A 19811-nucleotide genomic window follows, 5' to 3' on the forward strand; every position below is an offset into this window, starting at 1 on the left:
CCGTGGCTGACCTTTCACGCGTGGCAAGCCGCGTCCGTAGCATCGGGCGCGGCTTTGCCGTCACCGCAGCCGCGGGGACGGCGGCCGCCCTCGCCGCCACGGCCTACGGGCTGTGGGAGAAGAACCAGTTCGTCCTCCGCGAGGAGACCGTCCCGGTCCTCCCAGCAGGCAGGGCACCGTTCCGGATCCTGCACCTGAGCGATATCCACTTCGTACCGGGTCAGAAGGCCAAGGCCGAGTGGCTGCAGTCGCTGGCGGCGCTCAGGCCGGACCTGGTGGTGAACACGGGTGACAACCTCAGCCACCCCAAGGCCGTGGACCCGCTGCTCCACGCGCTGGCGCCGCTCCTGGAATTCCCGGGCGTGTTTGTTCCGGGCTCCAACGACTACTACGCCCCCAAGCTGAAGAACCCGGCCGCCTATCTGATGGGGCCCTCCAAGGCACGCCGCGACACCCAGGAGCTTGACTGGCCCCGCCTGCGTTCCGGCTTCGGCATGGCCGGCTGGATTGACCTGACCAACCGGCACCAGTCCGTGGTCCTGAACGGCATGCGGTTCGATTTCTCGGGCGTGGATGATCCGCACCTCAACCGCGAACGCTACGCCGGCTGGCCGCGCGGCACCCGGGGCCAGAACGCCAAGGACCACCTGCGCATCGCCGTCATCCATGCCCCCTACCAGCGGGTCCTGGACCACTTCACCGAGGACGGCGCGGACCTTCTTCTGGCCGGCCACACGCACGGCGGCCAGCTGTGCATCCCGGGGTACGGCGCCGTCGTCGCCAACTGCGACATCCCCACCTGGCGGGCCAAGGGCCTCAACGACTGGAGCAGCAACGGAAGCACGACGCCGGTCAACGTCTCGGGCGGGATCGGCACCTCGCGCTTTGCGCCGGTCCGCATCGCCTGCAGGCCCGAGGCCGTCCTGCTGACGCTCACCCCGCGCGCCTGACGTCCCGCCCGCCGCTATCCCGCCGGCTGTCGCCGGCGGGGGCTGTTGGTCCTCCGGTGACCTCCCACCTGTGAAGGGTGCCAGCCATGGCATAGGGTAGTTGCTACGGGAAACTACATCACGTTCAAGAAGCGGGCATGGCCAAGCAGAGTTCATTTTTTCGATCCGTCAGCCGTCTCTATCCGCATGTGAAGCCGGTTCTGCCGCGGCTGGTGGCAGGCCTGCTGTCCGCGCTCCTGGCCAGCGTCGTTGCCCTGGCCATCCCGCAGGTCCTGCGCGTGCTCATCAACGATTCCCTCCGGCCCGGGGCAACCTCGGACGCCGTCTGGAGCTCCGCGGCGCTGATCCTGGCCCTGGGCGTCGCCGAAGCCCTGCTGGTTGCGCTGCGCCGCACCTTCGTGATCAACCCGGCCACCACCGTAGAGACCCGGATGCGGGTCTCGCTCTACGGCCACCTCCAGGACCTCCCCGTCGCCTTCCACGACCGCTGGGGCTCGGGCCAACTGCTCTCCCGTGCCATGACTGACCTTAACTTCATCCGGCGCTGGATGGCGTTCGGGGCCATCATGCTGGTGGTGACCACACTGACGGTGGTGATCGGCGTCGTCGTCATGTTCACCATGAGCTGGCAGCTGGCCCTGATCTTCCTGGCCGCCGCGGGGCCGGTGATGGTCTACGGCTTCCGTTTCCGGACCCGATTCAGCAAGGTTGCCCGGCGCAGCCAGGACCAGGCCGGCGACCTTGCCACCACCGTTGAAGAATCCGTCCACGGCATCCGCGTGCTGAAGGCCTTCGGCCGCAGCCGCGAAGCACTGGAAACCTTTAACGGCCAGGCCGAGGAACTGCGCCAGACGGAGATTGCCAAGGCCAGGCACCAGGCCGTTTTCAGCATGGTGGTGACGCTCCTGCCCGAGCTGGCGCTGGGTGCGGGGCTGGTCACGGGCATTCTGCTGGCCGCCGGCGGCCAGCTCAGCATCGGCTCCCTCGTGGCCTTCTTCGCCACCGCCGCGGTCATCGCCGCGCCCGTGGAATTCTCCGGCATGCTGCTGGCCATGGCGCTGACGGCGAAAACGGCGCTGGACCGGCACTTCGAGGTCATGGACTCACAAAACACCATCACCAGCGCACCGGAACCCCGGCGCCCGGCCGACGTCAAAGGCGCGCTGAGCTTCAACAACGTGACGTTCGCGTTCGACGACGCCCCGGACAAGCCCGTCCTGAAGGACGTCCGGCTGGACATCTGTCCGGGCGAGACCATGGCGCTGGTGGGCATCACCGGCAGCGGCAAGAGCGCACTGCTGCAGCTGGTGCCCCGGCTCTACGACGTCACTTCGGGTTCCATCGAGCTCGACGGCGTGGACCTGCGGGAGTTCAGCGTCGAGGAGCTCCGTACCCTCGTGGCTGTGGCCTTCGAAGACACCACCCTCTTTTCCAGCTCGGTGCGCGACAACGTGCTGCTCGGTGTCCAGGACGCTGGCACCGAAACCCGGGAGGAAATCCTGGCCGAGGCCCTGGACACGGCGCAGGCGCACTTCGCCTATTCGCTGCCCGAGGGCCTGGACACCCTCATCGGCGAGGAGGGCCTCAGCCTGTCCGGCGGGCAGCGCCAGCGCCTCGCCCTGGCGCGGGCCATCGCTGCGCGGCCCTCCGTGCTGGTCCTGGACGATCCGCTGTCCGCACTGGACGTGAACACCGAGGAGCTCGTGGAAAACCGGCTGCGGGAGGTGCTGGCCGGCACCTCCACGCTCATCGTCGCCCACCGGCCGTCCACCGTTGCCCTGGCCGACAGGGTGGCGCTGCTGGAGGACGGCCGCATCGCCGCCGTCGGAACCCATACCGAACTGCTGGCCGGGAACAGCCACTACCGTTACGTGATCGCAAGCCTGGAAACGGAGCCGCGCGACCTGGACTCCGAGCTGTCGGCCCTCGACGACGCAGAGGAGGTCAGCCGGTGAGTACCACGGCATTCGGCACTGCCAACGAGGACAACGCCAACCTGAGCAGGAGCGACAGCAAAGCAGTACGACGCCGGTCACTCGCCTTGCTGGGCTCGCTGATCCGTCCGGTGCGGCTGCGGTTCTGGCTCACCATCGCCACGGTGGTCCTGTCGCAGGCGGCCCGGGTGGCCGGCCCGGCGCTGATCGCGTTCGGCATCGACCACGCGCTGCCCGCCCTCCGCGCGGGCAACAGCCTCCCTCTGGTGCTGACCGGCGTCGGCTACCTCGTCACAGCAGTGGCGGCGGCCGGCCTGACCGCGCTCTACGTGACCTCGACGGCGGGGCTCAGCCAGGCTATGCTGCTGGACCTGCGGCTGTGGGTATTCCGCCACACCCAGCGGCTCAGCCTCGAATTCCACGAAAAGTACACCTCGGGCCGGATCATCGCCCGGCAGACCTCGGACCTCGAAGCGCTGCGGGAGCTTCTGGATTCAGGAGTCAGCTCGCTCGCCTCGGGCGCCCTGTTCATGGCGTTCACCGCCGTCACCGTCTTCGCCCTCGACTGGCGCAGCGGACTGGTGGTCCTGGCCGCGGCTGTGCCCATGTTCCTCCTGGCCCGCTGGTACCAGAAGCACTCGCAGATCGCCTTCCGCCAGTCCCGGGTGGTGTCAGCCCGGCTCATCGTGCACTTCATCGAAACCATGACCGGCATCCGGGCGGTCAAGGCCTTCCGCAAGGAGCGCGAGAACGCGGGCCGCTATGGCGAGCTGGCCGAGGACTACCGGCAGGCGACCGTCCGCTCCATCAACCTGAACGGCGTCTTCCAGCCTGGCCTGGTGCTGATCGGCAACGTCTGTGTCGCCGCCGTGCTGCTGTCCGGCGGCTTCCGGGTGCTGACCGGCGACCTGGCCGTGGGTGTGCTGCTGGCCCTGATGCTCTCCACGAAGCGCTTCTTCCAGCCCGTGGACCAGATGGCCATGTTCTACAACTCCTTCCAGAGCGCACAGGCTGCGCTGGAGAAGGTCTCCGGCCTGCTCGAGGAGGTCCCCACGGTGCGCCCGCCGCGGAACGCGGTGGAACTCGTCGACGCGCGCGGCGCCCTCGAATTCCGGGACGTCGAGTTCCGCTACGGCAGCGGCCCGCTCGTCATCCCCGCACTGAACCTCACCATCCCCGCGGGCCAGACCGTGGCGCTGGTGGGCCAGACGGGGGCCGGCAAGTCCACGCTGGCCAAGCTGATTGCCCGCTTCTACGACGTGTCCGCCGGCGCGGTGATGCTCGACGGCGTGGACATCCGGCAGCTGGCCACCGCGGACCTGCGGCGGAACATCGTGATGGTCACCCAGGAGGCCTTCCTGTTCAGCGGTTCCGTGGCGGACAACATCGCCTTGGGCAGGCCGGACGCCCCGCGGGAGGAGATCGAGGCGGCAGCGAAGGCCGTGGGTGCGCACGAGTTCATCATGGAGCTCCCCGAGGGGTACGACACCGACGTCAACAAGCGTGGCGGCCGCGTTTCGTCGGGCCAGCGCCAGCTGATCAGCTTTGCGCGCGCGTTCCTCGCCCGGCCGGCGGTCCTGATCCTGGATGAGGCAACGTCCTCGCTGGACATCCCCTCTGAGCGGCTCGTGCAGAGCGGTCTCGCCGGGCTGCTGCGCGGCATAGACGGCAACGGCCCGTCCGGCACCGGAACGTCCGGTGGCCGAGTGCCCCGCGGAACAGCCCGCACGGCGCTGATCATCGCCCACCGGCTGTCCACGGTGGAAACCGCGGACAGGGTGCTCGTGGTCCACGACGGACAGGTGGTGGAGGACGGAACACCCGAAGAACTGATCGGCGGCAACGGCCGCTTCGCCCGGCTGCACAGCGCCTGGAAGGACTCGCTGGTCTGAGCCCGGGCGGGCCTTCCGGGACTCGATTTCACATGTTGGCCAGGTATCGGATATCCTTGTTCAGTTGCTTTCGCAGCAACGGATCGGGATGTAGCGCAGCTTGGTAGCGCGCTTCGTTCGGGACGAAGAGGTCGCAGGTTCAAATCCTGTCATCCCGACCAAAACAGAAAGAGGGTCTCCCCCAGGGGAGGCCCTCTTTCTGTTTCCCCGCTTTCCGGCCCCGCCCAACTGGGTAGCAGTTGAGGGCGTTCCCGGCGCTGGGAACGCCCTGATCTGCTACCCAGTTGGGCCAGCCGGGCCGGTTTCTTTATCGCCTCAGTTTCCGCCCAGGCTCTGGTTGGTGATGTTTGGCGTCGCCTGCCCGTCGCCGAGCAGGGGTATCTTCGGCCGGCGGGATCCGTCGTCCGGCAGGTAATCGCCGCGGCTGTCGTAGCTTTGGACCTGGTTCAGATACCGGTGGCGCAGACGCAGGCCGACGGCGAAAAGCACCATTGACTCCAGCAGCGCCGCCATGCCAATCATCCCCCAGACGAAAGTTCCGGCGTCGGCCGTTCCCGTGAACACCTCAACTATTGCGGCACCGGCCGCGGCCGCCACGATCAGTGACGTGCCGGCGATGGTCCAGAGAAAAAAGGCCCGCTGCTGGCCGTCGGTCGCTGTCCGCGTCGTGGTCCCCACTCCTTAGTTACGGCTGCTGTTTTAGGTAGAAAAACGGCCCCGGAACATGATGTGCGCATGTTCCGGAGCCGTTTTCCTCATGGAAGCTGTTTACATGGGATCGGGCCAATTGCCAATGGTGGTCTCCGACACCATGGGATCAGGCCAATTGCCGATAGTGGTCTTGTTCACGTCCTTGACGCGCATCGGATCCGGCCAGTTGCCAATGGCAACCGAGGTGCCTGCGTTATCCGCGATCGAGCCTGCAGACAGAACGGCGGGAGCCGCAGCAGAAAATGCGAGGGCCCCCGCCAGAACGGCAGCGGCTGCTATCTTCTTCAACATGTGAGAGTTCCTCAATACGAGTCGGATTCGTTACCAAGTCAGCACAGTCCTTGTTGACATACATTGTAAAATGTTTTCCACAGAGGGTGTCAAGCATTCTGTACAAAGGCTGTCCGGAATAGGAGGAACCCCAGTGGGTAACGGATTCGGGGAGAAGCTCCGCGCAGAGCGGCTGGAGCGCGGACTGACCCAGGCCGAGCTGGGCAAAGACCTGTACTCCCCCAGCTACATTTCCTTGCTGGAGACCGGCCGGCGGGAACCCACAGCCGACGTCATCGAAGAGCTCGCCCGCAGGCTGGAGCTCGCGCCCAAGGCGCTCGAGGCGTGGAGCCAGCCCATCTCGGTCAGCGACGCAGAATACGTGCTGGCCGGACTGTACGCGAGGCAGGCCTGGGACCTGCGGGACTACGCCCTCGCTGCCGAGCACGCCGCCAACGCGGCCCGGATCGCCCTCGACGGCAAGAACACCAGCGCTTGGTGGAACATGACCTACATGCAGGCCGAATGCCTCATGAAGCAGGGCCAGCTCAAGGAATGCCAGAAGATCATGGAGCACCTGTCCGAGCACCCCATGGCCACCGAATCGGCCGGCCTCGGTGTCCGGGCGCGCCAGATGCTCGCCGCCCTGTGCCACGGACAGGGGCAGCTGAGCACCGCCGTCGAACATGCCGAAAAGGCGGTGGAGCTGTGTGCGCAGCTGCCCAAGGGCTCAACGCTGATCATCGGCGCGCTCCGTGCGCTGATCGGTGCCCTGGCCGAGAGCGGCAGGCTGGACGAGGCCTGGAAGTACTGCCAGGACATGAACGAGCAGATGGATGAGCACTCGATGTCCCAGCTCGCCGGCGAGGTGGCCTGGGTGATCGGGAATGTCGCGTTCATGCGGCACGACTACCCGGAGGGCATCAAGCACCACGAGCGGGCCGCCAAGCTGCTCTCCCCCGCCAACGACATCGAGCTCTGGGCCCGCTTCAACAAGGCGTCAGCCGCCGTCCGTCTCTCCTCCGGAATCGTCGAGCCGGAGACCCTTTCAGCCATTGAACGGGCCGAGCTCGCGCTGTCCATTGTGGGCGGCAACAAAACCGACCAGCTGGAGGTGGCATTCATCCGCGCCCGCTGGCTCTATCTGACCGGTGACATCGTGGCAGCCGTGCAGAAGCTCCGCGACATCCACGCCGAACGCGCGGACCTGGCCCGGCACACGGCAGGCGAGGTCTCGCTGCTCCTCGGCAAGTCCCTGAAGGCCGCGGGCGAAGCTGATGAGGCGCTGGTGCACCTGGAGGAGGCGCAGAAGGAATTCAGCGCGGCCGGTGCGCCGGACCGCGTCCAGCAGGCCCTCGACGCCGTGCTGGAAATCCGTCTCGCCCAGCGCCGCGCCGCGGCAGCCGAAGCCAGCTAGGGCCCGAAGCCAGCTGGCAGCAGGCACAAAAAGGCGCCCCTGGACTCCCGTCCCGGGGCGCCTTTTGCGTCTGCTAGCTAAACGTGCGGCCGGTCAGCTTCTCATACGCCTCGACGTAACGGGCGCGGGTGCGCTCCACGATGTCGGCCGGCAGGGCCGGCGGCGGAGTGTCGGAGGCCTTGTCCCAGCCCGATTCGGCGGACGTCAGCCAGTCCCGGACAAACTGCTTGTCGTAGGAGGGCTGCGCCTTGCCGGGCTCATAGGTGGCGGCGTCCCAGAAGCGGGAGGAGTCCGGCGTCAGGACCTCGTCGCCCAGCGTGATGGCGCCGTTCACGACGTCGTAGCCGAACTCCACCTTGGTATCGGCCAGGATGATGCCGCGGCCGCGGGCGATCTCCTCCGCCTTGGTGTAGATGCCCAGGGTCAGCTCGCTCAGGCGCGCGGCGATGTCGTCTCCCACCATGGACACGACGGCGTCGTACGTGATGTTTTCGTCGTGCTCGCCCACCTCGGCCTTGGCGGACGGCGTGAAGATGGCGTGCTCCAGGCGGGAGCCGTCCACCAGGCCTTCCGGCAGCGGGATCTCGCAGACGGTGCCGGACTGCCGGTACTCTACGAGGCCCGAGCCCGTGAGGTAGCCGCGGGCGATGCACTCCACCGGGAACATGTCCAGCTTCTTGCAGATCATGGCCCGGCCCTCGACTGCTGCCGGCACACCGTCCTCCACGGTGGACGCCAGGACGTGGTGCTCAACATCCAGCTGGTCGAACCACCAGAGGCTCAGCTGGGTCAGGACCCGTCCCTTGTCCGGGATCTCGCTGCTGAGCACGTGGTCGAAGGCGCTGATGCGGTCGCTCGCCACCACCAGCACGCATTCCTGACCGAACTGCTCGTCGATGGAGTCGCTGGCCGGGACGTACAGGTCACGGACCTTGCCCGAGTAGACGTGCCTCCATCCGGGCAGCTCGGTGTGCGCGGTATCCAGGCCGCGGGGGCCTTCCTGTTCAGCCACTGTCACGCCTTCTCTTCCGAAGCGGAGCCGGCCTTGGCAGCCGACGGGGCCGCGGCGGCGGCCGATACCTTTATTTCACCGCGTGCGGCCTTGCCTGCGATATCCGTGCGGAACTGGGCGCCTTCGAGCTGAACCAGCTCCACGCCGTCGTACGCCCTTTCCCTTGCTTCCACGAGGTCAGATCCCAGTGCAACCACGGCCAGCACGCGGCCGCCGGCGGAGACCACCTTGCCCTCGTCGTCGAGCTTGGTTCCGGCGTGGATCACGTGGACGCCGTCCAGCTCGTCCACCTTCTTTAGCCCGCGGATGCGGTCACCCGTGCGCGGGGTGTCAGGGTAGTTTTCGGAGGCAACGACGACGGCGACTGCCGTGTCCTTTGACCAGCGCAGCTCTTCTGCCTGGTCCAGTTCGCCCTTGGCGGCGGACAGGAGCAGGGCACCGAGGGGCGTCTTGAGCCGGGCGAGGACGGCCTGGGTTTCGGGGTCGCCGAAGCGGACGTTGAATTCGATGACGCGGGTGCCGCGCCTGGTCAGCGCCAGGCCGACGAACAGCACGCCCACGAACGGGGTGCCGCGGCGGGCCATCTCGTCCACGGTGGGCTGGGCAATGCGGTCGATGACCTCCTGGACGAGGCCTTCGGGGGCCCAGTCGAGCGGGGTGTAGGCGCCCATGCCGCCGGTGTTGGGGCCTTCGTCGTTGTCGTAGATGCGCTTGAAGTCCTGCGCCGGGGACAGGGCCACGGTGTTGCGGCCGTCGCACAGGACGAACACGGAGACCTCGGGTCCGTCCAGGAACTCCTCGATGACGACGGTTCCGCCGGCGTCGAAGCAGCTCTGGGCGTGGGCCAGGGCATCGTTCCGGTTGTTGGTGACCACCACGCCCTTGCCGGCGGCCAGGCCGTCGTCCTTGACGACGTAGGGGGCGCCGAAGGTGTCCAGCGCCGCGGCTGCCTCGTCTGCGTTGGCGGCCACCAGCGCCATGGCGGTGGGAACGCCTGCTTCGGCCATGACCTGCTTGGCGAAGGCCTTGGAGGCCTCGAGCTGGGCGGCTGCCTTGCTGGGGCCGAACACCGGGATGCCGGCGTCGCGCACGGCGTCGGAAACACCGGCGGCGAGGGGGGCTTCGGGACCAACGACCACCAGGTCGACTTCGAGCCGGGTGGCGAGCGCCGCCACTGCGTCCGGATCGTTCCCGTTGATCGCGTGCGTGGGGACGAGCTTGCTGATGCCGGCGTTGCCCGGAGCCGCGTGGACTTCCGAAACGTTGGGGTCGGCAAGGAGGGAGCGGACAATGGCGTGTTCGCGGCCACCGGGGCCAATGACGAGTACCTTCACAGTCTCCAAGGGTACTTTGTGCACCGTGCTGGCTCCTAAGCTGAGGCCCGGCCCTCAGTTGGGACCCGGCCATCCGCGTACGCACCCGCTACGAACCATGGTCATGAAGAAGCTCATGAGGTGGCTCAGCGGACCGGCTGCACTGGCGGCCCTGGCCGGGGTGGCCGCCGCCGCCGTCGTTCTTTCCGTTGCGGAACTGGCGGGGGCGTTTTTTACCGCCCGCGCCACTCCCCTGATTGCCCTGGGCTCGACGTTCATTGACTTCACGCCGCCGTGGCTGAAGGACTTCGCGATTGCGACGTTCGGCACCAATGACAAGGCTGCGCTCTTCGCAGGGATGGGCCTGACGATTGTGGTGCTGGCCTGCGTGCTCGGCGTGGTGGCGTACCGGAGGTGGGCGCTGGGCGTTGCCGGAGTGCTGTTCATGGGCGCGGTGATCGTGGCCAGCGTGGTGACCCGCGCAGGTGTCAGGCCGCTGGATGCCGTGCCCACGCTGGCGGGAACGGTGACCGGGCTGGTGGTGCTGCGCCTGCTGGTGTCGCGGCTGTGGCGGCTGCGGGCCTTTCCTGATACTCCTGCCGACGTCGCAGCCAAGCCCCCGGAGCGCCCGGCTACCTCCCGCCGCGCCTTCTTCGCGGCCACCGGCCTAACCGTGGCTGCCGCAGGCATCGCCGCCACCGGAGGCCGGCTGCTCAGCGCCGCGCGCAGCGGTGTGGCCCAGGCACGGGAGTCCCTCCGGCTGCCGGCGCCGGCCCGGCCCGCAGCCGCCGTGCCCGCCGGAGTGCAGTCGGCCACACCCGGCGTGACGCCGTGGCTGACGCCCGGCAGGGACTTCTACCGGATCGACACCGCCCTCAGCGTCCCGGAGATCAAGGCCGAGGAGTGGGAGCTGCGCGTGCACGGGCTCGTGGAGCAGGAGGTCCGGCTCACCTTTCAGGACCTGCTCGACGCCGAGCTGATCGAGTCCCATGTGACCCTCACCTGTGTCTCCAATCCGGTGGGCGGCAACCTCGCCGGCAATGCCAAATGGCTGGGGCTTCCTATCCGCGAAGTGCTCAAGCGGGCCAGGCCCACCGCCGGCGCGGACATGGTGCTCTCCACCTCCGTCGACGGTTTCAGCGCCTCCACACCGCTGGAGGCCTTGCAGGACGGCCGCGACGCCATGCTCGCCATTGGCATGAACGGCGAACCGCTGCCCGTGGAACACGGCTACCCCGTGCGCATGGTGGTCCCGGGACTGTACGGCTTCGTGTCCGCCACGAAGTGGGTGGTGGATCTGGAGGTGACCCGCTTCGCCGACAGCAAGGCCTACTGGACCCAGCGCGGCTGGTCGGAGCGCGGCCCCATCAAAACGATGGCCCGGGTGGAGGTGCCCAAATCCTTCGCCACGGTGCCTGCCGGGAAAGTGGCCATCGGCGGCACCGCGTGGGCGCAGACCCGGGGCATCACCAAGGTTGAGGTGCAGATCGACGGCGGGGATTGGGCCGAGGCGGTGCTCTCGGCCGAGGCTTCCGTGGACACGTGGCGGCAGTGGTCCTTCGCCTGGGACGCCAATCCCGGCCCGCACTACATCAAGGTACGCGCGACCGACGGGACGGGCGAGGTGCAGACGGAGAAGCGCGCCGATCCCGTGCCCGACGGCGCCTCAGGCTGGCAGTCGGTCATGGTGACGGTTGCGTAGGCGGTTCAGCGGAACATTGGCCACGCGTTTTATCCCGCCACAAGCACCTGAGGGCTCCCCGGGAATGCCCCTACCGCACCATAGACTGGGGCCATGGCCCTAAATTCGCACGCCACGTTCACTGTGGATTCCGCCGTCGAACTCGCAGTGGTTGAACGAAGCGGATTCGTGGAGTCCCGCCATATCGGGTCGGCCGTGGTCCTCGCCGCGGACGGCCACGTGGTCACCCAGCTTGGCGACATCACCACCCCCATCCTGGCCCGGTCCACGCTCAAGCCGCTCCAGGCGCTGGCGGCGATGCAGTCAGGCGTTCCCCTCCGCGGCGCCCAGGTGGCACTCGCCTGCGCCAGCCACACCGGATCACTCGACCACATGGACGTCGTCGAAGGAATGCTCAAGGCCGCGGGCGTCAAGGAGGACCAGCTGCAGTGCCCCGCCGTATGGCCGCAGGACGAGACGGCACGGACCTGGCTGACCCGGTCCGAGCGGGGCAAGTCCCGGCTGGCCTTCAACTGCTCGGGCAAGCACGCGGCGTTCCTGTGGGCGTGCACCGAAAACGGCTGGGACACCCACAGCTACCTGGAACCCAACCACCCGCTGCAGCAGCGCATCCGCACAGTGATCGAGGAGTATTCCGGCGAGAAGATCGCGCACCTGGGCATCGACGGCTGCGGTGCGCCGGTTGCGGCCATTTCGCTGACGGGCCTGGCCCGCGCCTACTCCCTGCTCGCCAAGGCCCCCTCCGACAAATCCGCCAACGCCCGCGCCGCCACCATCGCAACATCCATGCTTGACTACCCATGGGCGGTCCAGGGCAGGGGTGAAGCCAACACCATCGTCATGGAGGAGCTGGACGTCATCGCCAAGATCGGCGCGGAAGGCATCCTGGTCATGGCCACGGCCCAGGGGGTCTCCGTGGCCCTCAAGATGCTCGACGGCAACCTCCGGGCCACGTCGCTCGTCGGACTGACCCTGCTGGCCGCCTGCGGGGCCGTCGACATCCCGGGAGTCTCGAGCGTGCTTGAAAAGGTGGTGGAGCCGGTCCTTGGCGGCGGCCGCCCCGTCGGCAAGATCCGCCTGGGCCACGCCGTCTCGGCATTGCTGGACTAACGTACTTTGAGCTTTCAAGGAGGTTACGGTGGCTGTTGCGCGCCGCAGAATTGACCCGGCCGACGGCCAAGCGGCCCTGAACGAATGGGCGGCAGGTGCCGTCCCGCCGTCGGACGCTGCCCCGACGGTTCCGGCTGTGCCCCGTTCGGTGATCGCGACGGCGGTCCGCTACTCCCTGGAGGAGGTCACCGCCCGGGCGCCGGGGAATTCGGTGGAGGTGCGGGTGCCGCCGTTCGGCGTCACGCAGTGCGTGGAGGGTCCGCGGCACACACGCGGCACGCCCCCGAACGTCATCGAGTGCGACGCAGCCACCTGGCTGGCGATGGTGACCGGCCGGCTGAGCTGGGCGGACGCCGTCGAGGCCGGGCGCGTGGCCGCGTCCGGCCTGCGGGCAGACCTGTCCGCCCTGCTCCCCCTCTGAACCCCGCCCTATTTGTCAACAGCGGGCCGCCGGGAAGCTTTAAGAGGAAGGACCCCGCCCGGGCTGAACTGCTCAGCCCGGACGGGATCCCGCCGCCTATCTTTGGAGTTTTTGTCCATTTGTCGCGACTTGAAGGGCCTCTAGCGGCCAATATCTGGACAAAAACTCCGTACGTTATTCGTGGTTGATGGCTGCCGACGGCCTGCTCATCTGAAACTCGGGCATCTCACCGGGGTTCGGGCCGCCGCGGAACTTGGGCGACGCCTGCCCGCCTCCGCTGATCCGTTCCAGTTCCTGCTCCTGGAAGTCCTCCTCCACACCGAGCATGACGGCGGAATCGTGGTTGGTGATCTCGCCGCGGAAGGCCCTGACCATGACGCTGCGGTCGAACTGGCCCTCCCACTTGGAGACCACGAAGGTTGCCACGCAGTTGCCCAGCAGGTTGACCACCACGCGCATGGAGTCCATGAGCCGGTCGGCGCCGAGGAGCAGGGCCACGCCGGCCACCGGGAAGATTCCGAGCGCGGCTGCCGTGGCCGACAGTGCCAGGAAGGACGAGCCGGGAACGCCGGCCATGCCCTTTGAGGTCAGCAGCAGGACACCGAGGGCTGCCAACTGCTGACCGAGGTCCAGATGGTGGCCGAAGGCCTGGGCGAGGAACAGCAGGGAGATGGACAGGTAGATTGCCGCACCGTCCAGGTTGAACGAGTAGCCCGTGGGAACCACCAGGCCGGTGGTGGCCCGGGAGCAGCCGGCATTCGTCAGCTTGGTCATGATGCGGGGCATCACGGCTTCCGTGGATGCGGTGCCGAGTGCCAGCAGGAATTCCTCTCGGGTGTACTTGAGGAACTGCCACAGCGGAACCCGGGCGAAGCTCCAGGCCACGAGGAACAGGAGCCCGATGAACACCACCGCGGCTCCATAGCAGGCGGCAATCAGCATCGCGTAGGTGCCCAGGGTGTCCAGCCCGTATTGGCCGATGATGAAGGCCATCGCGCCGAAGGCACCGATCGGCGCGACTTTCATGATCCAGGACATGATCTTGAAAACGAGCTCGAGGACGGTCTCCATGAGGCTGACGACCGGCAGGCAACGCTCGCGGCCGATGACCACGATCGCGGCGCCGAAGAACACGGAGAAGAAGAGGACCTGTAGCAGGCTGTTGTTGGCGAAGGCGCCGATGACGCTAGTGGGGATGACGTCCAGGATGAACGCCGCTGCGTCCTTCGGCACTGCGTGGCCGGTCTTGGCGTCGAGAGCCTCCTGGGACAGGGTGCTCGGATCGATGTTCAGACCTGCTCCGGGCTGGACCAGGTTGCCGACAATCAGGCCGAAGACCAGGGCGAAAAGTGTGGCCGCTGTGAAGTAGAGAAGGGCCTTGACTCCTACCCTTCCGACCGCCTTGACGTCGCCAACGGCTGAGATTCCCGTAACGATCACGAGGAAGATCAGCGGCGCGATGATCATCTTGATGAGCTGGATGAAGCCGTCACCGAGCGGCCTCAGTTGAGCGCCTAGGTCCGGCCAGAAATGCCCGATGAGGACACCTGCCACGACGGCGATCAGAATTTGGAAGAAGAGCGACCTGTACAGGGGCTTCTTCTTCGACGGCGCCGAACTCGCCTTCAGCGCCGAGGAATCTGGGATCTTCATTGATCTGTACCTATCAATTGGGAACAGCCCCGGATCGGGGTCTGTTTCCAACGTAACCCCGGTCACACGATTCCGCAAGAGGAAATTAAGTTTTCACGATGCGGAACTGCATTTTCCGGTCACAATTGAGTTTTTGTCCACTTGTTGGGACTTGGGGGCTCTCCGGCGGCGGATATCTGGACAAAAACTCCTCACCGCTGCCAGCCCTGCTTGCCCAGCGCCTGCCGCACGCGCGAGACGACCCAGTCCCGCCCGTGGCCCATGTCGACACAGTTGATTTTGACCTGGCGCCAACCCGCATCCGTCACGCGCTGGTCCCGGTAGGCGTCCAGCGCCTGCTGCTCGGGGGTCAGGTGATGGCGCCCCTCATACTCGATGCACGTCCGGAACCTCGGGCACCCCAGATCCGTCCAGACCGGCCTGTTGAGCACGTCGTCCACGCGGCAGTTCGGCGTGAACTCCGGAAGACCGGCGTCGTCCAGCAGCAGACGGAGCTTGCTTTCCGGCGGCGAGTCGACGCCTACACGGAGCAGGTCGAGGGCAAGCCGTGCCTTCCGCACGCCATGGATAGCACGGGCGCCGTCCACAAACGCCCGCAGCTCGGCCAGCGGCACCATGGCGATCTTGGGCGGCCCGAAATGGCGGGCGTGTTCACTGACGATGGCGTCGCCGGCGACCACAAGGTCATCGATGGGCAGGACCGAGCCGAGGTCCACCCACGTCCGGGCCACGGAAGTCAGCCGCAGGCCGTCGATCTCCACGAGATCGCCCTCGCGGACCTTGAGCCGGTGCCCGGCGATGCCGCGGCGGCGCGGAAGCGTGCCGCCGTTCTCCCTGGCGAGGTGAAGGAACCGTCCGGGCTCCCGGAAATGCGGTCCGCTTTTCTTGCCCCAGGGCACGGGTTCGACGACGGCGGTCACCGGCCCGCCGTCGTCGGGCCTGAACTCCGCCCACGGCGGCAGCGGAACGCCGTGGATTTCCGCTGCGGTGACCAGGCTCGCGAAGACGTCTGCACCAAGGGCGGTGTGCGAGCGGACGAGCGCGGGAAGGTCTGGACCGCAGGACCTGGGCACGCGGATGCCCCTGCTTGGGCGGTGCATGTCGCGGGCAAAGAGCCTGCCCGCGGGGACGCCTGCGACGGCCGCCTCGGGAACGGCGAACGGCCGGCTACGGATTTCCTCGGGCAGCGGTAACAATCTGGTCATGCTCCATTGAGGCACCATATGGAGGCCTGCGGGACGTTATCCACAGGCGGGACTTCGGGTGGCGAGTTTTTGTCCAGATATTCGCCGCTCAGGGCCGGCAAAGTCGCGATATGTGGACAAAATCTCGAAGAGAAGGGCGGTCGGGCGGAAGGAAGGGAGGGAGGGGGCTGACGGAAGGGTGGTCGGACGGAACTAGCCGCGGCCGATGAAGGGCATTCCGGCGGCCGTGATGACCACCGAGCCCACGCTCGCAGACGGCGGCATCCCGGCCATCATCAGCACCGCCCTGGCCGCGTCCTCCACCGGGAACATCGGTTCCACCCTGCGGCTTCCGTCGGCCTGGAGCGCCCCGGAGCCAACCCCGATGGTGTCCATGATTTCCGTAGCCGTGTTGCCGATATCGATCTGCCCGCAGGTGATGCCGAACTCCCGGCCGTCCAGCTCGATGCTCTTGGTCAGACCCGTCATGGCGTGCTTGGTGACGGCGTAGGCAACGGTGCGCGGCCGGGGCGAGTGGGCCGAGATGGAGCCGTTGTTGATGATCCGGCCGCCCTGGGGCGACTGCGCCTTCATGGCCCGGACAGCCGCCCCGGCGCACAGCACCGAGCCGGTCAGGTTCACGGCCACGGTGGCCTCCCAGTCCGCAAGGCTGATCTCATCCACCGACGCCGCCGGGCCGAAGACGCCGGCGTTGTTGAACAGGACGTCCACCCGGCCCCAGCGCCGGAGGACAGCGGCGAAAAGGCGCTCGACGTCGTCGGGCACGGTGACATCGCACGGCACGGCCAGCGCCTCCGGATGGCCGTCTGCTGTTTCCAGGAGCTGCGGCTCACGGCGGCCTGCCAGGGCCACCCGGTATCCGTCCGCCAGCATCTGCCGGGCAACCGCGCGCCCGATGCCGGAACCGGCACCGGTGACGACGGCGACCCGACCAAGAGTGGGTGGAACGGTCATGCTGCTTCTCCTGTTGTTGCTGGCTTAATGGACGACGCGAACATCCGACGCCGCCAGCGGCCAGCCTATGACGGTCTTGGGCCGCGGCGTGGCGTACGTCCGCACCTTGGACGTGGAAAGCTGCATCCGGACCAGGGACTCCGCGATGGTCACGGCGGCCGCAACGCCGTCGACCACGGGCACTCCGGCGCGCTGCCGGATCTGTTCGTCCAGGCCGGCCATGCCCCCGCAGCCCAGGACGATCACCTCGGCCTTGTCCTCCCGGACGGCGAGCAGCGCCTGGCTGATGATGGCCTCGACCGCCCGCTCCGGCTCCTCCTCCAGTTCCAGCACGGCCATCCCGCTGGCCCGGACGGAAGCGCAGCGCGCGTCGAGGCCGGCCAGCTTCAGCCGGTCCTCGATGAGCGGCACCGCACGGTCCAGGGTGGTGACCACGGAATACTTGTGGCCCAGGAACATGGCCGTGCTGGCCGCCGCCTCGGTGATGTCGACGACGGGCACGTCCAGCAGCTCCTGGAGGCCCTCCCGGCCGTGCTCGCCGTAGCCGGCCTGGACGACGGCGTCGAACGGTTCGGGGTAGTTGACCACGCGGTCCATCACGGCGATCGCGGCCAGGTAGCTCTCGAAGTTGCCTTCGCAGGAGTCGGCGCCGAAGCGCGGCGTGATCCCTGTGATCTCGGTGCCGGGCGCCGCGATGCTGCGGGCCTGGGCGGCGATGGAGTCGGTCATGGACTGGGTGGTGTTGACGTTCGCGACGAGTATGCGCATGGGTGTCCTTCTGGAGGGTTGGTTGGCCCAACTGACTCGCAGTAGATGTCGTTTTGGAGGCCCAGAACGACATCTATTGCGAGTCAGTTGGGTTAGCCGTTAGTGGGTGCTGGCGACGGCGATCGTTTCGCCGTCGACGTCCTCAAAGCGCTGCCTGCGGTCGGCGATCACGTAGTAGCTCAGCGCACCGACGCCGGCACCGAAGAACCAGGCAAACGGTGCGGCCGCCTCGAAGACGGGGAGGAAAGCGACCATGATGGCCAGGACGGCCGCCGGTACCAGCGCGATGATGGCCCGCGGGTTGACGCCCCGCTTGTAGAAGTAGGCTCCGGACGGGTTCTCGGTGTAGAGCTCGGGGACGTTGACCTTTCCGCGGCGGAGCAGCCAGTAGTCGGCCATGACCACGCCGAACAGGGGTCCGAGCAGCGCACCCAGTCCGCCCAGGAAGTACACGATGACGAGCGGGTTGTTGTACAGGTTCCACGGCAGGATGACCAGGCCAATGGTGCCGCTCACCCAGGCTGCCCGGCGGAAGTTGAGCCGCTTGGGGAAGAGGTTGGTGAGGGCATACACAGGGGCGACGAAGTTGGCCATGAGGTTGACCGCGACGGTCAGGATGAGGATCGCGAGGCAGGCCAGGACCAGGAACAGCGTGTTGGGGATGCTCTGGACGATATCCGACGGCGTTTCGATGATGGTGCCGTTGATCTTGTACTGCCCGCCAGCCAGGACCACCACGATAGCGCCGAAGAGGAGCATGTTGATCGGGATGCCCCAGAAGTTGCCGCGAACGATCGATTTCTTGGACACGGCGGAGCGGGTGAAGTCGCAGAAATTCAGGACGAACGTTCCGTAAATGGACACCCAGAGGGCACCTCCGGCGAAGATGGTCCGCCACATCTCGCCGCCTTCGAGGCCCCGGATTCCGGTCCACTGGACAGAGCCCTGCGCCTCGGTGAACACCCAAATGGCCAGCAAGACCATTGTCAGCAGGATGATGGGACCGGCGAAGGCCTCGTATTTGCGGATCATCTCCATGCCGAAGCTGACGATCACGAGCTGCACAATCCACAGCCCCACAAAGGAGATCCATCCCAGCGTGGACAGGCCGAGAATGGAGTTCGTGTCGAGTTCGTGGAGTGACGGAACCATGGCCACCAGCATGACCCGGAGCACCACCGAGGCCAGGAACGTCTGGATTCCGAACCACGCCACAGCTACCGCGCCGCGGATCAGGCTGGCGAGCTGGGCGCCGCGGATGCCAAAGCTGATGCGGCTCATCACAGGAAACGGAACGCCTGTTTTCTGCCCCATGAAGCCTGAGAAGCTGAGGAGCACGAAGAGCAGAGCGGCGCCGATGGCCAGGGCCGTCAGAATCTGCCAGCCCCCGAGGCCAAGGGAAAAGAGTCCGACGGCGAACGCATAGTTCCCGAGGCTGTGCACATCGTTCGCCCAGAGGGTGAAGATGCTGTAGGCCGTCCAGCGGCGCCCTTGCCGCTTGGTGGGTGCGAGGTCGGTGTTGTAGAGGCTGGGGCTGATGTCGCGGCCGGCTGCGGCGCTGGCCGCTTCGAACAGGGCGTCGGCACCGGCGGCGGGATTGACCGGCTGGGCCGACAGCGGCGTCGGCCCGTCCGTTTCGACGCCGACAGAGGGGGTCGTCTGCATCTGGTTCTCCAGTTTCTGGGATTTTCGCGGTGGTGAGCCCTCGATCGGACGATCCTGGATCATCGGATTATTGCTGTTATTCCACATCGCGAAATAAACTTGTTGAATGGTGAAATCATCGTATGACCTGGATCACCTTCGGGTCAAGATATGGCCAAGTCTTCACCGGTCACAATCGGGCCATTCGGCCGGGGACCCGGTCGGCGCCGCCAGGAGCCGCGCCAGCGTTTGACCCGGATCCGGTGCGCCGGATAATCTCGAATAGCAAGAATGTTTTCTCACAATACGAAAACATGAGCCCAACATTCAAAGATGAAACGAGGCTGCCGTGGCTGCAGGAGAAGATACCTCCCATATCCTCAGCGGGTTGACTAACCAGCTGCCTGATCGTGATCCGGAAGAGACCGCCGAGTGGGTTGAGTCCCTGGATGCGCTGATCAGGGAACAGGGCACGGAGCGTGCCCAATACATCATGCGCAGTCTCCTGCAGCGTGCCGGCGCGCAGAGCGTCGGGGTTCCGATGGTGACCACCACGGATTATGTGAACACGATCCCGGTGGACCAGGAAGCGCAGTTCCCGGGCAACGAGGAGTTCGAGCGCCGGTACCGGGCGTACATGCGCTGGAACGCCGCGGTGATGGTGCACCGGGCGCAGCGGCCCGAGATCGGGGTGGGCGGGCACATCTCGACCTACGCCGGGGCCGCGACGCTGTACGAGGTCGGGTTCAACCACTTCTTCCGCGGCAAGGACCACCCGGGCGGCGGGGACCAGGTGTTCTTCCAGGGCCACGCGTCCCCGGGCATGTACGCCCGCGCGTTCATGGAAGGCCGCCT

At 66.9% G+C, this 19811-nt stretch carries 16 protein-coding genes, 1 tRNA gene and 1 pseudogene; 9 read left to right on the forward strand and 9 right to left on the reverse strand.

Annotated features, from left to right (window positions below; translation table 11 throughout):
- The first annotated feature begins 2 nt into the window (after positions 1-2).
- The 4 genes from ACFRAU_RS19060 (at position 3) to ACFRAU_RS19075 (ending at position 4937) form a co-directional block, all read left to right on the forward strand.
- Positions 3-950 (forward strand): metallophosphoesterase, encoded by a 948-nt coding sequence (locus ACFRAU_RS19060; protein ID WP_378001073.1) that lies wholly within the window; start codon positions 3-5, stop codon positions 948-950.
- Positions 951-1087: 137 nt separating this feature from the next.
- On the forward strand, positions 1088-2905 hold the full coding sequence (locus ACFRAU_RS19065; RefSeq protein WP_378001074.1) for an ABC transporter ATP-binding protein: 1818 nt from the start codon (positions 1088-1090) through the stop codon (positions 2903-2905).
- A complete protein-coding gene (locus ACFRAU_RS19070) occupies positions 2902-4776 on the forward strand; it encodes an ABC transporter ATP-binding protein (protein ID WP_378001075.1) in 1875 nt (624 codons plus the stop codon). Before ACFRAU_RS19065 ends, ACFRAU_RS19070 begins: the two co-directional genes overlap by 4 nt.
- An 84-nt stretch (positions 4777-4860) precedes the next feature.
- Positions 4861-4937 (forward strand) — tRNA-Pro (locus ACFRAU_RS19075).
- Positions 4938-5091: 154 nt separating this feature from the next.
- On the opposite strand, the gene ACFRAU_RS19080 is transcribed toward ACFRAU_RS19075, so the two are convergent.
- A complete protein-coding gene (locus ACFRAU_RS19080) occupies positions 5092-5454 on the reverse strand; it encodes a hypothetical protein (RefSeq protein ID WP_378001076.1) in 363 nt (120 codons plus the stop codon).
- Positions 5455-5544: 90 nt separating this feature from the next.
- Complete coding sequence (locus ACFRAU_RS19085; protein ID WP_331572037.1) at positions 5545-5778, reverse strand: hypothetical protein; 234 nt, start codon at positions 5776-5778, stop codon at positions 5545-5547.
- A gap of 133 nt (positions 5779-5911) precedes the next feature.
- Here ACFRAU_RS19085 and ACFRAU_RS19090 point away from each other — a divergent pair, with 133 nt between their 5' ends.
- Positions 5912-7174 (forward strand): helix-turn-helix domain-containing protein, encoded by a 1263-nt coding sequence (locus ACFRAU_RS19090; protein ID WP_377995064.1) that lies wholly within the window; start codon positions 5912-5914, stop codon positions 7172-7174.
- A 73-nt stretch (positions 7175-7247) separates the two neighbouring features.
- Here the strand turns inward: ACFRAU_RS19090 and ACFRAU_RS19095 are convergent, their stop codons facing one another.
- Entirely contained in the window at positions 7248-8186 is a 939-nt protein-coding gene (locus tag ACFRAU_RS19095; protein WP_378001077.1) for a phosphoribosylaminoimidazolesuccinocarboxamide synthase, read from the reverse strand.
- Between the two features lie 2 nt (positions 8187-8188).
- Positions 8189-9520, reverse strand: a complete 1332-nt coding sequence (purD, locus tag ACFRAU_RS19100; protein WP_378001090.1) for a phosphoribosylamine--glycine ligase — start codon at positions 9518-9520, stop codon at positions 8189-8191.
- A gap of 103 nt (positions 9521-9623) precedes the next feature.
- Here purD and ACFRAU_RS19105 point away from each other — a divergent pair, with 103 nt between their 5' ends.
- The 3 genes from ACFRAU_RS19105 to ACFRAU_RS19115 all read left to right on the forward strand — a co-directional run bounded on the left by ACFRAU_RS19105 (position 9624) and on the right by ACFRAU_RS19115 (position 12732).
- A complete protein-coding gene (locus ACFRAU_RS19105) occupies positions 9624-11201 on the forward strand; it encodes a molybdopterin-dependent oxidoreductase (protein WP_378001078.1) in 1578 nt (525 codons plus the stop codon).
- 93 nt (positions 11202-11294) lie between these two features.
- Positions 11295-12311 carry an asparaginase gene (locus ACFRAU_RS19110; RefSeq protein ID WP_378001079.1) on the forward strand — a complete coding sequence of 339 codons (1017 nt, stop codon included), beginning with the start codon at positions 11295-11297 and terminating at the stop codon, positions 12309-12311.
- A gap of 28 nt (positions 12312-12339) precedes the next feature.
- Positions 12340-12732 carry a sterol carrier family protein gene (locus ACFRAU_RS19115; RefSeq protein ID WP_378001080.1) on the forward strand — a complete coding sequence of 131 codons (393 nt, stop codon included), beginning with the start codon at positions 12340-12342 and terminating at the stop codon, positions 12730-12732.
- A 174-nt stretch (positions 12733-12906) separates the two neighbouring features.
- Here the strand turns inward: ACFRAU_RS19115 and ACFRAU_RS19120 are convergent, their stop codons facing one another.
- The 5 genes from ACFRAU_RS19120 to ACFRAU_RS19140 all read right to left on the reverse strand — a co-directional run bounded on the left by ACFRAU_RS19120 (position 12907) and on the right by ACFRAU_RS19140 (position 18977).
- The gene (locus ACFRAU_RS19120) at positions 12907-14385 is read right to left on the reverse strand and encodes a cation:dicarboxylate symporter family transporter (RefSeq protein ID WP_377995059.1); all 1479 of its coding nucleotides are present in this window, start codon (positions 14383-14385) and stop codon (positions 12907-12909) included.
- A gap of 191 nt (positions 14386-14576) precedes the next feature.
- Entirely contained in the window at positions 14577-15590 is a 1014-nt protein-coding gene (locus tag ACFRAU_RS19125; protein WP_378001081.1) for an endonuclease domain-containing protein, read from the reverse strand.
- A 192-nt stretch (positions 15591-15782) separates the two neighbouring features.
- Entirely contained in the window at positions 15783-16544 is a 762-nt protein-coding gene (locus ACFRAU_RS19130) for an SDR family oxidoreductase (protein ID WP_378001082.1), read from the reverse strand.
- Positions 16545-16568: 24 nt separating this feature from the next.
- Positions 16569-17312, reverse strand: coding sequence for an aspartate/glutamate racemase family protein (locus tag ACFRAU_RS19135; RefSeq protein WP_378001083.1), 744 nt, complete (start codon positions 17310-17312; stop codon positions 16569-16571).
- A 99-nt stretch (positions 17313-17411) separates the two neighbouring features.
- On the reverse strand, positions 17412-18977 hold the full coding sequence (locus tag ACFRAU_RS19140; protein WP_378001084.1) for an NCS1 family nucleobase:cation symporter-1: 1566 nt from the start codon (positions 18975-18977) through the stop codon (positions 17412-17414).
- 328 nt (positions 18978-19305) lie between these two features.
- Between ACFRAU_RS19140 and ACFRAU_RS19145 the strand changes: the two are divergent.
- Positions 19306-19811: pseudogene (locus tag ACFRAU_RS19145) on the forward strand (pyruvate dehydrogenase (acetyl-transferring), homodimeric type); the annotation flags it as partial.

It is taken from the genome of Arthrobacter sp. NPDC056691 (assembly GCF_042791415.1).
In the GTDB taxonomy this organism is placed as follows: Bacteria; Actinomycetota; Actinomycetes; order Actinomycetales; family Micrococcaceae; genus Arthrobacter.

What these genes read in the sequence shown, in the direction of transcription:
- ACFRAU_RS19105 (WP_378001078.1), top strand. Translation starts at nt 9,624, where the DNA reads ATGAAGAAGCTCATGAGGTGGCTCAGCGGACCGGCTGCACTGGCGGCC.
- ACFRAU_RS19125 (WP_378001081.1), bottom strand. Translation starts at nt 15,590, where the DNA reads ATGACCAGATTGTTACCGCTGCCCGAGGAAATCCGTAGCCGGCCGTTC.
- ACFRAU_RS19135 (WP_378001083.1), bottom strand. Translation starts at nt 17,312, where the DNA reads ATGCGCATACTCGTCGCGAACGTCAACACCACCCAGTCCATGACCGAC.
- ACFRAU_RS19085 (WP_331572037.1), bottom strand. Translation starts at nt 5,778, where the DNA reads ATGTTGAAGAAGATAGCAGCCGCTGCCGTTCTGGCGGGGGCCCTCGCA.
- ACFRAU_RS19130 (WP_378001082.1), bottom strand. Translation starts at nt 16,544, where the DNA reads ATGACCGTTCCACCCACTCTTGGTCGGGTCGCCGTCGTCACCGGTGCC.
- ACFRAU_RS19110 (WP_378001079.1), top strand. Translation starts at nt 11,295, where the DNA reads ATGGCCCTAAATTCGCACGCCACGTTCACTGTGGATTCCGCCGTCGAA.
- ACFRAU_RS19120 (WP_377995059.1), bottom strand. Translation starts at nt 14,385, where the DNA reads ATGAAGATCCCAGATTCCTCGGCGCTGAAGGCGAGTTCGGCGCCGTCG.
- ACFRAU_RS19065 (WP_378001074.1), top strand. Translation starts at nt 1,088, where the DNA reads ATGGCCAAGCAGAGTTCATTTTTTCGATCCGTCAGCCGTCTCTATCCG.
- ACFRAU_RS19140 (WP_378001084.1), bottom strand. Translation starts at nt 18,977, where the DNA reads ATGCAGACGACCCCCTCTGTCGGCGTCGAAACGGACGGGCCGACGCCG.